Origin of the sequence: Desulfuromonas acetoxidans DSM 684, assembly GCF_000167355.1 — a bacterium.
Lineage (GTDB): Bacteria > Desulfobacterota > Desulfuromonadia > Desulfuromonadales > Desulfuromonadaceae > Desulfuromonas > Desulfuromonas acetoxidans.
In genome coordinates, this window is the sequence record NZ_AAEW02000016.1 from 44,377 (window position 1) to 58,195 (window position 13,819).

The window sequence follows — 13,819 nt, forward strand, 5'->3', positions numbered from 1 at the left end:
TAATGTGTTTCGCAAGGACGTCATGAGCACGCGGGTTCCAGTGATGTTTTATCAGTGATATAACCATGTTAGCTAGGCTAGCTGTGTCATTTTACGGGGCATCTGTCCCATTTATGACGATTTTCCCATCAACGTTTTACCAACTGCAAAAGCCTTACCAACCTCTTCACCAACTTTGAAGTAGGCCCGATTGCCCGGAGCAAACAGAATCGGGTTCACTTTGGTAATATCAGGGTTGCCGTTGCCATCAAGGCAACTCTCTTCCACTTTAACATCCATGATCTCACCAATCATTTGGGTATGGCCACCCAACTCAAAGTGATTTAACAACCGGCACTCGATCACCAGCGGGCACTCGCACAGCAACGGCGCATTGACATGAGTGGCCTGCTCAGTGGTCAAGCCGGCCGCAGCAATTTTATCTTCATTGCGACCACTGGCCAGACCAAAATAGTCTGCCGGGACCGTCAGTTCGACATTGGGGATGTTGATGGTAAATGCCTTGTGATGGAGAATTCCGTCGTAACTATAGCGTTCTTTACGTACGGAGACGGCGATACTCGGGGGGATGGAATTGCAAATCCCCCCCCAGGCAGCATTCATCATATTGGCGTGGCCATCCTTGTCATAACTGCCGACCAGATAGACGGGCGTCGGATAGGCCAGGGTTTGGGGACCTAGTGATTTCTTCATACGTTTTCCTCCTTTTGAGCATGGCACACCCCGCAACGTGTACAGGCGCGATGACAGGGAGCCGTCAATTGACCCAGCAAGGATCGCTGGTAATCGTTCCATAGATAATCAGTATTCACACCGCTATCAATCACCCCCCAGGGCAAGAGGTCCTCGCGCCGACGGGGTTGATGAACGAGTTGGTTGAGATCGACACACCGGTTACGGCACGCCGCTTTCAGGTTCATGCCATCAGCCAGCAGCGGCAACAGATGAGCGACCTGGCGATCGCCGATGGCCAGCAGGGCCTGCAACTCAGCACTACGCAGGGACTCCACCTGCAACTGCACATTGGCAAGACGGTTAATCGCCTTGCGCAGTTGGGTCACTTTTTTCTTCAATGACGCCTGCGTATCCATGGCGCACCATTGAAAGGGCGTTGTCGGTTTGGGAATGAACGGATTAACAGACACCGTAATGGTACCAAGTCGGCCAAACGGTTTCTGCTTCTCAACCCAGAGCTGACGGATGGTTTTGATCAGGTCGATAAATGCATCCAGATCCTCGACCTGTTCGTCGGGCAAACCAATGAGAAAATACAGCTTGAGATTGAGAATCCCCTCCTCGGCAAGCAGACCTACCGCAGCGAGAATCTGCTCTTCAGTCAAATTCTTATTGATTAGATCACGCATCCGCTGACTGCCAGCTTCCGGAGCCAATGCCAGGGTCTTTTGACCACCGTCGCGCAGTGCTGCGACTTCGTCACGGGTCAGGCTGTCGATGCGCAAACTTGCCACGGACACGTGACCACCGTGGTCGCGAATAGACTGGCTGACGTGCTCAAGGTGGCTGTAATCGGAAACGGCGGCGCCCACCAAGCCAGCGGTTTCCTGCGCAACAAGATCCGGCAATATCTGTGAGCACAGGATGCCGGCACTCTTTTCGCGTGGCGGCAAATAAGTAAAGCCGGTGGCGCAGAACCGACACCCTCGTGAGCACCCCCGCGACACCTCGTGCAGATGCATGGTGCCAAACGCGGTATGGGGTGTAAGAATAAATGAGCGGCAGTCGCTGGTATTGAGGTCAGCAAGCCATTGTCGTCTGACCCGTTCCGGAGCCGGTTCACGTACATCAACGCCAGTCCGTTGACCGTTGTCATCATAGTGGGGCTGATAGTAGGCCGGGCAGTAAAATCCCGGCTGGCGCACCAGCGCATCCAGGACATCATCACGACTCAGTCCCTGATTTAGCGTGTCAAGCAGTGGCGTCAACAGAACTTCCGACTCCCCAATGACGAACACGTCGATAAATTCAGCCACGGGCTCAGGATTGAGCATTGCACAAATTCCGCCGGCGACAAATAAAGGCGCCTCAGCATCACGTTCCTGACGCCACAACGGCATGCGGGTCATCCGTGCAAGGATCGGAAGGTTCAAATAGTCGTTCTCAAACGACAGCGAGAACATCACCACGTCAAAGTCACGCAGGGGGAGTTGTGACTCCAACGACAGCAGGTGATTGTTGTGATAGAAGTCCACCTCATCGCGATCTGGCAGAAAAAAACGCTCACACCAACAGTCATCACGCTGCTGAATGCCATGATAAACAGCCTGAAAGCCCAGGTTACTCATGGCGTGGTAATAGGTGTTGGGATAGATCAGGGCGACCTTAGTCTGGTCGTGCCACGGTTTGGTCACCGCACCGACCTCATCGGCCAGCCGTTGACAGCGTCTGTCGCGTATGTCTTCAGCGGATAGCGCCATGGTCACAGCCCTGAATTGGTAAAAAAGGAACGGGGACCACAAGGGTCCCCGATCTGAGGGAGTTATACATGACCAGAGTCAGTACAACTTATCCAGCTTCGCGGGCGGAGATCCGCTGACTGGATAACGGGTGGCACTGCAGCAGGTGTGCAGTGAATTAATCGACACGCTTGCGCAGGAACGTCGGGATATCATACTCATCCTCTTCGTTGCCCTTAAGACGCATATTGCGTGCCGCGTCACGCTGTTGATTGCGGATGATGGTCGGCACATCGAGATCGACCTTGGAGCCAATCATTTTAGCGACATCTTCCTTGATATTTTTCAGGTGGCGCTTATCTTTTTCAAACGAATCACCGAAACCGGTGGCAATGGCGGTGATTTTCAACTGCTCACCCAGCTCTTCATTGATGACCAGGCCAACGATGATGTTGGCATCCTCGTGGACCTTCTCGTGAACAATGCGCGACGCTTCGTCGAACTCCTCCATGGTCATGGTGCTGGAACCGGAGATGTTGACCAGAACACCTTTGGCTCCAGAGATATCAATCTCTTCGAGCAGCGGACTGCTGATGGCTTGCTGCGCCGCTTCGCTGGCACGTTTTTCCCCTTCGGCAACACCGATCCCCATCATGGCCATCCCGCGCTCACTCATCACCGACTTCACATCGGCAAAGTCGACGTTGATCAGGCCACTGGTGGTGATAAGGTCGGAGATACCCTGCACCGCCTGACGCAATACGTCATCGGACGGTTTAAACGCATCGAGGATGGTCATATTCTTGCCAGCCAGCCCGATGAGACGATCATTCGGAATGACAATCAGCGAATCAACCACTTTTTTCAGATCTTCGACACCGTTTTCCGCCTTAACCAGACGCTGACGGCCTTCACGGGAAAACGGCTTGGTCACAACACCAACGGTCAGTGCGCCAACCTCTTTGGCCGCTTCAGCAATCACCGGGGCGGCACCGGTTCCGGTGCCACCGCCGAGACCGCAGGCAACAAACACCATGTCGGCACCGGTCAGCAACTCAACGATGCGACTGCGATCTTCCATGGCCGCTTCGCGGCCGACATCCGGGCTGGCTCCGGCACCCAAACCTTTGGTCAGTTTAGTCCCGAGCTGAATCTTCATCGGTGCCACGCTGCGCTTCAGCGCCTGGGCATCCGTATTGGCAACGATAAACTCAACGCCGATAATCTGGGCGTTAATCATGGCATCTACGACATTGCTACCGCCTCCGCCGACACCAATCACCTTAATCTTAGCTGTCTGGTCTAGTGTTTCATCAAATTCAAACATGACTCCCCCTGCATGTGAATGATACGGGCGGCAACGCCGTTCTCCGCAAACAGTTGCCTTGCCCGTCGGGGACCGGTCCTCCGGTCACCTTTTAGAAAAATTCGCCGAACCACTCCTTCATCCGGCGCATCACTTTGTCGAATACTTTTTCTTGGCCAATGGAGAAATTATTGATCTCCTGGTTTTTACTGCCGTAGATCACCAAGCCAACACCCGTAGCATAGATGGGCGAGTTGACCACATCGATCAGACCACCAATGCCCTGGGGCACCCCACGGCGGACCGGCAAATTGAAAATCTGTTCGGCCAGTTCCGGCATCCCCGGCAGAATACTGGTGCCGCCGGTAATCACGACCCCTGAAGCAATCAGGTCTTCAAACCCACTGCGCACAATCTCACGGTTGACGAGGGTGAAAATCTCCTCGACCCGCGGCTCGAGAATCTCCGCTAGAAGTTGCCGGGATAAAATACGCGGCTCACGGCCACCCACCGACGGCACTTCAATGGTTTCATCCTTGCCAATATCGCTGGTCAGGCAGCTTCCATAGGCGTGCTTAATCCGCTCGGCTTCCGCCATGGGTGTGCGCAGCCCAACGGCAATGTCGTTGGTCAGGTGGTTACCGCCCAGCGACAGTACTGCGGTATGTTTGATCGCGCCATCAACGAAGATCGCCAGATCCGTGGTTCCGCCGCCGATATCGACAATCGCCACACCGAGTTCCTTCTCGTCCGCCGACAACACCGCTTCGGAGGAAGCCAACGGCTCCAGAACAATATCCGCAACATTAACACTGGCCTTGTTACAGCTTTTGACAATGTTCTGAGCACTGGCCACCGCACCGGTGACAATATGTACTTTCGACTCAAGACGCACGCCACTCATACCGAGTGGCTCCTTGATGCCGTCCTGGTCGTCGATAATAAATTCCTGCGGAATGACATGGATCACTTCACGATCCATGGGAATCGCAATCGCCTTGGCCGCATCAATGACCCGCTGGACATCTTCACTGGTCACTTCACGGTTCTTGATAGCGATGACACCCTGTGAGTTGAATCCGGTAATATGTGCACCGGCAATGCCGGCAAATACCGAATTAATTTCACAACCTGCCATCAGCTCGGCTTCCTGCAACGCTTTCTTGATTGCTTCAACCGTGCTTTCAATGTTGATGACAACACCTTTTCGCAAACCACGGGAAACGCTGGTCCCGATACCGACAATATCCAGTCCCGAATCCGTCATACTGGCGATGATGGCACAGATTTTCGTTGTGCCGATATCCAGTCCAACAATCAGATTTTCCTTACGATTGCTCATTCCATCCTTCCCTGCTGCCCTGTTCACGGGCTCTCGGTTTGCATTCCATACGATTGCGGATATTTCATCATAATGTTGTCTGAGTGGTCATCTTCTTGACGATGACCTTATCCGGAACATTGAGATTGATGTAACTTAACCGCGCTAGGCGGGGTTCAAGTTCCGGATAGATCTTTTCAAGCCGGTTCAGTTTACCGGCATAGTCTTTCCAGCCCATTTTAACCGGCACCCCGTACAGGCTGGTATAGAGGATCAAACCTTCATTCGTGTCGATCTTGATTTGCGACACATCCTGTAAATCAAACACCTCTCGCTGCTCTAGCTGTTCAATCAAGGCCGCCACCTGCTGCAACTGGTCACGGCTCTTGCCCGGTTCATCGAGCAGTTGCTGGCGGTCCATTCCCGAGACCAACGGATAATTCAGTGGGTCACCGGCGCGCAGGACCTTAAAAATCTCGCCGCTGCGATCAACATAGAACAGATAGTCGAGGTTAATAATAAAAACCGTTTCACGTTCACGCAGCCGAATAACAATGCCGCGTGGCAGCTTTCGTTCAACCACCGCATCATGAATCCAGTCGTTTTCGGCCAGCTTCTGACCGATAATCTCCAGATCCAAGTCAAAAGTTCTCACGCCCTGTCGAATATCCGACAGAGCAATGACATCCTGGTCGGTCAGTTTGCGATTGCCAACCACTTCAATAGTTTCCACCCGAAAATGATCCGAATTGCTGACCAGATTCATCAACAGGGTTGCTCCGCTGACGATCAACACCGTGCAACACAGAATCAGAATCCCGTGCAACAGGCGGGTAAACACCTTTTTCCATTCCCGCGCCGGTCGAACACGGACATTCTCTCTAGCACGCTTGCCTTTGGTCGGCTTCATATCCCGCATCAGGAAATATCCTCAATCTCTCCAACCTGCTACGGCCCGTTAGCGATCCAGAGACGCGTCGTCGAGAATTCCCTCTACCAGTTTTGCAAAATCCATACCGCAATCAGCTGCTGCCTTGGGTAGCAAGCTGGTTTCTGTCATTCCCGGGATGGTATTGACTTCAAGAAAGTAAAAATTGTCGTCAGTCACCATAAAATCGACTCGGGCAGCACCACGACAGCCCAAGCTGGCATAACTGGCGACAGCGGCCTGTTGAATGGCTTTATACTGCGACTCAGGTAATGGTGCTGGCACCAGATATCGGGTCTTGCCGACGGTATATTTTGCGGTGTAATCATAAAAACCGGATTCCGGCACTATTTCAATAATGGACAGTGCACGACCATTCATCACCGACACAGTCACTTCGCGCCCATCAATATAGTCTTCAACCAGAACCCGTCGATCATAGTCACGCGCCTGAGCAATGGCCTGTTTCAGTTCATCCGCATTGTTGGCAATGGCGATCCCGAGCGTCGAACCTTCACGCACCGGCTTGACCACCTGCGGGAAATGCCCACACTGTGCAACAATGTCATCAACATCACTGTTCACATCCACCAGTGTCGCAGCAGGAGTGGTCACACCGTCCTGGGCAACCATCCGTTTCGTTACCGCTTTATCAATGGCTAGGGCTGATGCCAACACACCGCTGCCGGTGTAGGGGATCTGCATCAGTTCCAACATGCCTTGAATGGTGCCGTCTTCACCGAAACGACCATGAACCGCGAGAAACACCACGTCGATCTGTTTTTCAATCAACTGAGCCGGCAAGGTCTTGTCGGCATCAATCGCCACCACGGTGTAACCGCACTCTTCCAGTGCCTTGACAATGGCCGCTCCTGTTCGCAACGACACCTCGCGCTCCGCTGACGTGCCGCCCATGATCACACCGATCCGTTGTTGCTTATTCTTCATCCACTTCTCCAAACGACCCCAGCAGGCGTACTTCCGGTTGCAGTGACACACCATGGTGTCGCGCTACAGCGTGCTGCACCTTATGGATCAATTGATAGATCTCTTCGGCTGTTGCACCGCCAGTATTTACAATAAAATTGGCATGTTGCGATGAAACCTGTGCTTTTCCAACCTGAACACCGCGCATACCGCAATCACCGATCAAACGCCAAGCCTGTTGCCCCGGTGGATTACGAAACACGGACCCGGCATTAGGACCGCCAACATTGTGCGCCTGACGACGGTGCGCCAGCACCTCGCTGCTTCGGGCACGTAATGCTTCGACAGAGCAATGGTCAAGCTGTAATGTCACGTTGATCACAACATGGTCTGGAATCAACGCACTGTGGCGGTAGCCAAAGTCACACTGCTCTGCCGACCAGGTTGTGACATCGTGATGCTCCAGCGGAGTCCACACCCGGGCATCGACAACACGCTGGCCAATCTGCTGGCCTGCGGCACCGGCATTGCCGGACACGGCACCACCGACACTACCGGGAATACCAGCCAGAGCTTCAATACCGCCGAGCCCCTGCTCAACGGTGGTACGCACCAGTTCTGCCAAAGAACAACCGCCTCCAACGCTGAGTCGTTGCTCTGGCTGCGTTTCGATCTGAGACAAATGGCTAAGTTGAACCACCACTCCAGGCAGACCCTGATCCGAGATCAACACATTACTGCCACCACCAAGCACCCACCAGGGCACACCCGCGTCTTGAATCACTGCAGAAAGGACCTTCAGGTCCTCCTCATGCCGTGGACGAACCAAACACTGGGTCGCACCACCCACTTTCCATGTGGTCAGCGGCGCCAGGGGTTCATCAAACAGGCAGTCGCCGCAAATGCGCTGTCGTAACACTGTGCGCCAGTCGTTACTCATACACGAGTCAGATGCTCGATCAGGGTTTCGCCCACCTTCCATACGGAACCGGCCCCAAGCGTTATGACGATATCGTCCGGTTTGAGTACATCAAGCACCTGTTTAACAACAGCTTCTTCACTGTTGCAATAGGTGACCTGACGGTGACCATGACCGGCAATCGCCTTGGCCAGATCCTCACCGCACACCCCTTCGATCGGCGCTTCACTTGCAGCATACACATCCATCACCAGCAGCACATCAGCCTGATAAAAGGCCGTGACAAAGTCATCAAACAGAGCCTGGGTGCGACTGTAACGATGCGGCTGAAAAATCACCACCACACGCCGATCCCAGCCATTGCGGGCGGCGGAGAGTGTTGCCTTGATTTCAGCCGGATGATGACCGTAATCATCCACCACCATCACTTCGTCATCAAGCTTGATCTGGAAACGTCGCTGCACCCCGGCAAACGACTCGAAGCCTTCACAGATGGTTTTCATCGGCACATCCAGCTCACGCGCAACCGCCAGGGACGCCAGTGCATTAAGCACATTGTGACGACCGGGCATCTCCAGGCGGATGCGCCCCAGTTTTTCCTGGCGGAAATGGACGGTAAATTCGGTGCCACCGGCACGGTGTTCAATCTCCGTGGCACTGAAATCGGCCTGCGGTGTCAATCCGTAGGTGACATAACGCTTCTGAACCTGAGGCAACAGCGTCTGAATATTGGCATCATCGAGGCACAATACTGCCAGCCCGTAAAACGGGATTTTGTTGATAAAGTCGAGAAACACACCGCGGATCTCATCCATGCCGGAATAGTAGTCGAGGTGATCTTCATCAATATTGGTCACCACGGCAATGGTCGGTGTCAGTTTAAGAAATGAGCCGTCGGACTCATCGGCCTCGACCACCATGAACTCTCCCTGGCCAAGCTTGGCATTGGAGCCCAGAGCGTTAAGACGGCCACCAACGACGGCAGTTGGGTCAATGCCGCCATGAGACAACAGGGTTGCCACCATGCTGGTTGTGGTGGTTTTGCCATGAGTGCCTGCAACGGCAATGCCGTATTTGAGGCGCATCAGTTCGGCCAGCATCTCGGCGCGCGGAATCACCGGCACCAGCAGACGATGGGCTTCCACCACTTCCGGATTATCCGAGGACACGGCGGTACTGGTGACCACCACTTGGGCTTCCTGAACATTTTCAGCCGCATGGCCGTAATTCACCCGACCACCGAGAGATTCCAAGCGTCGGGTCAGCTCGCTGGCGCGCAGATCCGAGCCAGAGACCTCATAGCCCAGGTTAAGCAATACCTCGGCAATCCCGCTCATGCCGATACCGCCGATACCGACAAAATGAATTCGTTTAATTTTTCCGTACATTATTTCGTCCGTTTCCGTGCCACGTGACGACACTCGTTAAGGATCAGATCGGCAGCACCTTTGGCAGCAAGCATTTTCGCCTGACGGCCCATGTCGGCCAGACGCTGCGGGTCTTGAAACAGGCTAATCAATTCATCCGCCAAACGCTGTGGCGTCAATTGGTCTTGGGGGAGTAAAACCGCCGCATCATGTTTAGCAAGCACCCGGGCATTGCACGTCTGATGGTCCGCTGCCGCTTGAGGGAAAGGCACCAGCACCGCCGGGCGCCCGCAGGCCGCCAATTCCGCCACAGTGGTAGCCCCAGAACGACACAGTACCAGTTGATTGTCGCGATACGCTGCAGCCATATCATCGATAAACGGCAGCAAGGTCACCCGGTCGAAATTGCGGTCATTATACGCGGCGACCATATCGGCCAGAGCCGCTTCGCCGGTCTGATGTACAATGGTCAGCTCGGGCAGCGCCCGCTTAAGCAGCGGCAGGGCCTCCACTATCGCCTGATTAATCGCCCGAGCGCCTTGGCTGCCGCCAAAGATCAACAGGCTGGGATGGTCGCCACGCCAGGCGCGACAACTGAATAACTCCTGACGCACCGGATTACCGGTCAAGACCACCGGACGACCGTGGAAGTGCTGGGCCACATCGGCCATCGATATGCACACGCGTTTGGCCCAGCGTGCGGCCAGCCGATTGGCCAGTCCCGGCCAGGCGTTCTGCTCATGCAATACCACCGGAATCCGTTTCAGCCCGGCAGCCACCAGCATCGGCAACGAGGCATAGCCGCCAACACCGATCACCACATCGGCATTGAAGTCGCCTAAAATCTCCAAGGCTTCCCGGGTACTCGACACCAGCTTGGCCATGACGCAGGCTTTCTGCCAAACGCTTTTACCGGCAAAGCCACTAAAATCAACATAGTCGATGTCAAACCCCGCCGGCTCCACCACCCGGGCTTCAATCCCCTGCCGGGTGCCGACAAACAGAATTTCGTTGGCCGTATCCAGCTCCATGGCCCGCCGGGCAATAGCCAGAGCCGGAAACACATGCCCTCCGGTCCCCCCCCCGGCAATCAGAATATTCATGATGGGCTCCTTACCGTTTGGCTGGAAATATTCAACAGCACCCCAATCGAAAACAGCGTGCACAACAGACTGGTGCCGCCATAAGAGATCAGCGGCAAGGCCAACCCTTTATTGGGCAGCATAGACATGGCCACTCCCATATTGGCAAACGCCTGCAACCCAAACAAAATACTGATGCCGAACGCCGTCAGTCGTCCGAATCCATCTGGTGCCTGATACGCCACCCGCAAACCAAGCAAAACCACAACCAAGTACATGGTAATGATCAGTGCCACGGTGACATAGCCCATCTCCTCACCAATGATGGAGAAGATAAAATCGGTGTGCGCTTCGGGCAGGTAAAACAGCTTCTGCTTGCCCTCGCCGAGGCCCTGGCCCATCAAACCGCCCAGACCAAACCCCATCTGGCTCTGAATCACTTGAAACCCCGTGTCAAATGGGTCCTGCCAGGGATCCCAGAACGCCATGATCCGTTTGCGCCGATACTCCTCCTGCATGATGAAATACACCAGGGTCGGCATGGCGACGATCACGCTGGAGACCAGATAGCGCCAGCGTGTTCCCGCGACCAGCAGCATACTGCCGGTCACCGCCGCCATCGTGGCTGAGCCGCCCAGATCTCGCTGGGCCAGCATCAGGCCGATCAACATCAACAGCACCACCATGTAGGGCACAAAGCCGTAACGAAAATCCTTGAGCCGGTCTTCCTTTTTAGTCGCCGAGTGGGCCAGGTAAAAAATCAGCGCCAGTTTGGCCGCTTCAGACGGCTGAAACGTGAACCCTGGCATGCGAATCCAGCGGTAAGCACCGCCGGCTTTCGCGCCGACACCGGGAATAAACACCGCCGCCAGCAGCAGCGTGCACAGCAACAACAACGGCACGGCCAGCTTGCGCCACCAGTGATAATCAATGCGCATGGTGATGGCCAGGGCGGCAAAGCCCAACAGGGCAAACACGCCCTGTCGTTTCAAAAAATAGAACCCGTCACCGTGGACCTTGAGCGCCATCATCGACGAGGCGGAATAGACCATCATCACTCCGAAGCAGGCCAGAGCCACAGTGAGAATCAGAATCGTGTTGTCATACTCGCGTTTGACCATGGTTACTCTTTCCCATGCAGGGCCCGAACCGCCTCACTGAATCGCTCACCACGTTCTTCGAAACTTTTGAACATGTCAAAACTTGAGCAGCCGGGCGACAACACTACCTGGCCCGGCGACGGCGTCACCTTATGCGCCACGTCAACGGCCTGCTCCATGGACTCCGCCCGATAAATCGGGCAAAGATCGCCCCACGCCTGTTCCATCAAGTCTGCAGCCTGTCCGATCAACACCAACGCTGTCACCCGCCCCTGTAACGCCGAGCGAATGTCCCGGTAATCACCACCCTTATCTTTGCCACCGGCAATCAGGGTCACTGGAGCGGAAAGTCCGCCGACACTCTTCTCAACACTGCCGAGGTTGGTCCCTTTGGAATCGTTGTACCAGCGCACACCATTAAGAGTACGCACCAGCACCATACGATGGGGCAGGCCGGTAAAGCGACAAGCCGCCTGCCAGGCCTGCTCAGGATCACAACCTTCCAACAATACCGGCACCAGCGCGGCCATGACATTTTCAATATTGTGCAATCCGGACAACATGAGTTCGTCGGTATTGAAACAGCACTGTTCGCCCTTGTTGCACCAATGGATCGTTCCCTGAGTAAAGCTGATCCCCTGCTCCAACAACCGTTGGGAGGAAAATCTCACCGGACGACTGTCGATGCCCGGTACCATAGCCATAACCAGTTCATCTTCGCCATTGAGCACCGCGATATCATCAGCGGTCTGGTTGGCAAAGATCGCCTTTTTGGCCGCCACATAGGCCGCCATATCCGGATAGCGGTCGAGGTGATCTACCGACACATTGAGCATCAGCGCATAGCGTGGATGAAGCTGGTCGATGGTTTCCAACTGAAACGATGACAGTTCCACGACCACGTAATCGACATCCTGCCCTGCCGCCTCAATCAGCGGCACACCAATGTTGCCACCGACAAACACCCGTTTTCCGCAGCCACGCAGCATCTGACCCACCAGCTCGGTGGTGGTCGACTTGCCGTTGGTTCCGGTAATCGCAATCACCGGCGCCGTCAGGTGGCGAGAGGCGTATTCCACTTCCCCCCACACCGGTATTCCGCGATCAATGGCTTTGGCCAGCACCGGCACCGTCAACGGCACACCGGGGCTGACAACGATCAGATCCGCCTGCTGAAACACAGCGTCATCGTGGCCACCGAGATCGCGCTGCACCCGGCTATCCAGAATCTCAAGACCTGGAATCTGCTCCGCACTGCGCCGGTCACTCAGTGTCACGTCGGCACCGGCAGAGATCGCATGGCGACATACCGCCAGTCCACTGAGACCGGCCCCCACTACAACAATTCGTTTCCCGGCAATGTTCGTCATGCTATCTCAGTTTCAAAGTCGACAGGGCCACCAGAGCCAGTACGATACTGATAATCCAGAATCGGACGATAATCTTCGGTTCCGGCCAACCTTTAAGTTCGAAATGGTGATGGATCGGCGCCATACGAAACACCCGTCGGCCCAGAAAACGAAACGACATCACTTGAACAATCACCGACAACGCTTCCACAACAAAGATGCCGCCGACAATCACCAGCACCAGCTCCTGCTTAACAATGATGGCAATAATGCCCAGCGCTCCGCCGAGTGACAAACTGCCGACATCGCCCATAAACACTTGAGCCGGATAGGTGTTAAACCACAGAAAACCCAACCCGGCGCCCACCATAGCTCCGCACATGATGGACAATTCCCCGGCTCCGGGAACACCACCGATCTGCAGATAGGAGGACAACTTGGCATTACCAGCCAGATAGGCAAACAGCAGATACGCACTCGACGCGCTGATCATCGGCCCGATAGCCAGACCGTCAAGACCATCGGTCAGGTTGACGGCATTACCGCTACCCACCACCACCAGCAGAATCAACGGAATATAAAACAAACCGATATTTGGCTGAAATCCTTTGAAAAACGGGACCGTTAACACCGGTTCAAACGGTGTCACCGTAAACAGCAGATACCCGGCTATCCCGGCAATCAGCAACTGGCCGAGCATCTTGTGGCGCGCGGAGAGACCGTCACTGCTCTTCAATTTGACCTTTTTATAATCGTCGACAAAACCGATGGCTCCATAGCCCACCGTCACCAGCAGCGCCACCCACACATAGCCGTTGCGCAGATCCGCCCATAGCAGCGTCGGCAACACAATGGCAATAAGGATCAACGTGCCGCCCATGGTGGGCGTGCCCTCTTTTTTAAAGTGGGATTCAGGACCAACTTTGCGAATGGTCTGACCAATCTGCAACGAGCTCAACCGTTCAATGACCCACGGACCAAGCAGAAACGACAATACCAGGGCGGTAATGGTCGCATAGATGGTGCGAAAGGTGATAAAGCGAAACACATAGAGCGCGGAAAACTCAGTATGTAACGGATAAAGCAGATGGTACAGCATGATTCCT

General features: G+C 54.7%; 12 protein-coding genes. All 12 read right to left on the minus strand.

The window, feature by feature from the left end:
- Positions 1 to 111 precede the first annotated feature (111 nt).
- On the minus strand, positions 112 to 693 hold the full coding sequence (locus DACE_RS12930) for a flavin reductase family protein (protein ID WP_006001963.1): 582 nt from the start codon (positions 691 to 693) through the stop codon (positions 112 to 114).
- Positions 690 to 2,435, minus strand: a complete 1,746-nt coding sequence (locus DACE_RS12935; protein ID WP_006001965.1) for a radical SAM protein — start codon at positions 2,433 to 2,435, stop codon at positions 690 to 692. The genes DACE_RS12930 and DACE_RS12935 overlap by 4 nt, the downstream gene beginning before the upstream one ends.
- A gap of 157 nt (positions 2,436 to 2,592) precedes the next feature.
- Positions 2,593 to 3,741, minus strand: coding sequence for a cell division protein FtsZ (ftsZ, locus tag DACE_RS12940; RefSeq protein WP_006001966.1), 1,149 nt, complete (start codon positions 3,739 to 3,741; stop codon positions 2,593 to 2,595).
- 91 nt (positions 3,742 to 3,832) lie between these two features.
- Positions 3,833 to 5,062: a cell division protein FtsA gene (gene ftsA, locus DACE_RS12945; protein WP_006001968.1), complete on the minus strand. Its 1,230-nt coding sequence runs from the start codon at positions 5,060 to 5,062 to the stop codon at positions 3,833 to 3,835.
- A gap of 67 nt (positions 5,063 to 5,129) precedes the next feature.
- On the minus strand, positions 5,130 to 5,960 hold the full coding sequence (locus DACE_RS12950) for a cell division protein FtsQ/DivIB (protein ID WP_006001969.1): 831 nt from the start codon (positions 5,958 to 5,960) through the stop codon (positions 5,130 to 5,132).
- 39 nt (positions 5,961 to 5,999) lie between these two features.
- The gene (locus DACE_RS12955; RefSeq protein ID WP_006001970.1) at positions 6,000 to 6,917 is read right to left on the minus strand and encodes a D-alanine--D-alanine ligase; all 918 of its coding nucleotides are present in this window, start codon (positions 6,915 to 6,917) and stop codon (positions 6,000 to 6,002) included.
- The gene (gene murB / locus DACE_RS12960; protein ID WP_006001971.1) at positions 6,907 to 7,836 is read right to left on the minus strand and encodes a UDP-N-acetylmuramate dehydrogenase; all 930 of its coding nucleotides are present in this window, start codon (positions 7,834 to 7,836) and stop codon (positions 6,907 to 6,909) included. The genes DACE_RS12955 and murB overlap by 11 nt, the downstream gene beginning before the upstream one ends.
- Positions 7,833 to 9,203 (minus strand): UDP-N-acetylmuramate--L-alanine ligase, encoded by a 1,371-nt coding sequence (gene murC, locus DACE_RS12965; RefSeq protein ID WP_006001972.1) that lies wholly within the window; start codon positions 9,201 to 9,203, stop codon positions 7,833 to 7,835. Before murC ends, murB begins: the two co-directional genes overlap by 4 nt.
- Positions 9,203 to 10,285 carry an undecaprenyldiphospho-muramoylpentapeptide beta-N-acetylglucosaminyltransferase gene (gene murG / locus DACE_RS12970; protein ID WP_006001973.1) on the minus strand — a complete coding sequence of 361 codons (1,083 nt, stop codon included), beginning with the start codon at positions 10,283 to 10,285 and terminating at the stop codon, positions 9,203 to 9,205. The genes murC and murG overlap by 1 nt, the downstream gene beginning before the upstream one ends.
- Positions 10,282 to 11,385 carry a putative lipid II flippase FtsW gene (gene ftsW, locus DACE_RS12975; RefSeq protein ID WP_006001974.1) on the minus strand — a complete coding sequence of 368 codons (1,104 nt, stop codon included), beginning with the start codon at positions 11,383 to 11,385 and terminating at the stop codon, positions 10,282 to 10,284. Before ftsW ends, murG begins: the two co-directional genes overlap by 4 nt.
- Before the next feature lie 2 nt (positions 11,386 to 11,387).
- Positions 11,388 to 12,734, minus strand: a complete 1,347-nt coding sequence (gene murD, locus DACE_RS12980) for a UDP-N-acetylmuramoyl-L-alanine--D-glutamate ligase (protein WP_006001975.1) — start codon at positions 12,732 to 12,734, stop codon at positions 11,388 to 11,390.
- 1 nt (position 12,735) lies between these two features.
- Entirely contained in the window at positions 12,736 to 13,812 is a 1,077-nt protein-coding gene (mraY, locus tag DACE_RS12985) for a phospho-N-acetylmuramoyl-pentapeptide-transferase (RefSeq protein WP_006001976.1), read from the minus strand.
- Between the last annotated feature and the right edge of the window lie 7 nt (positions 13,813 to 13,819).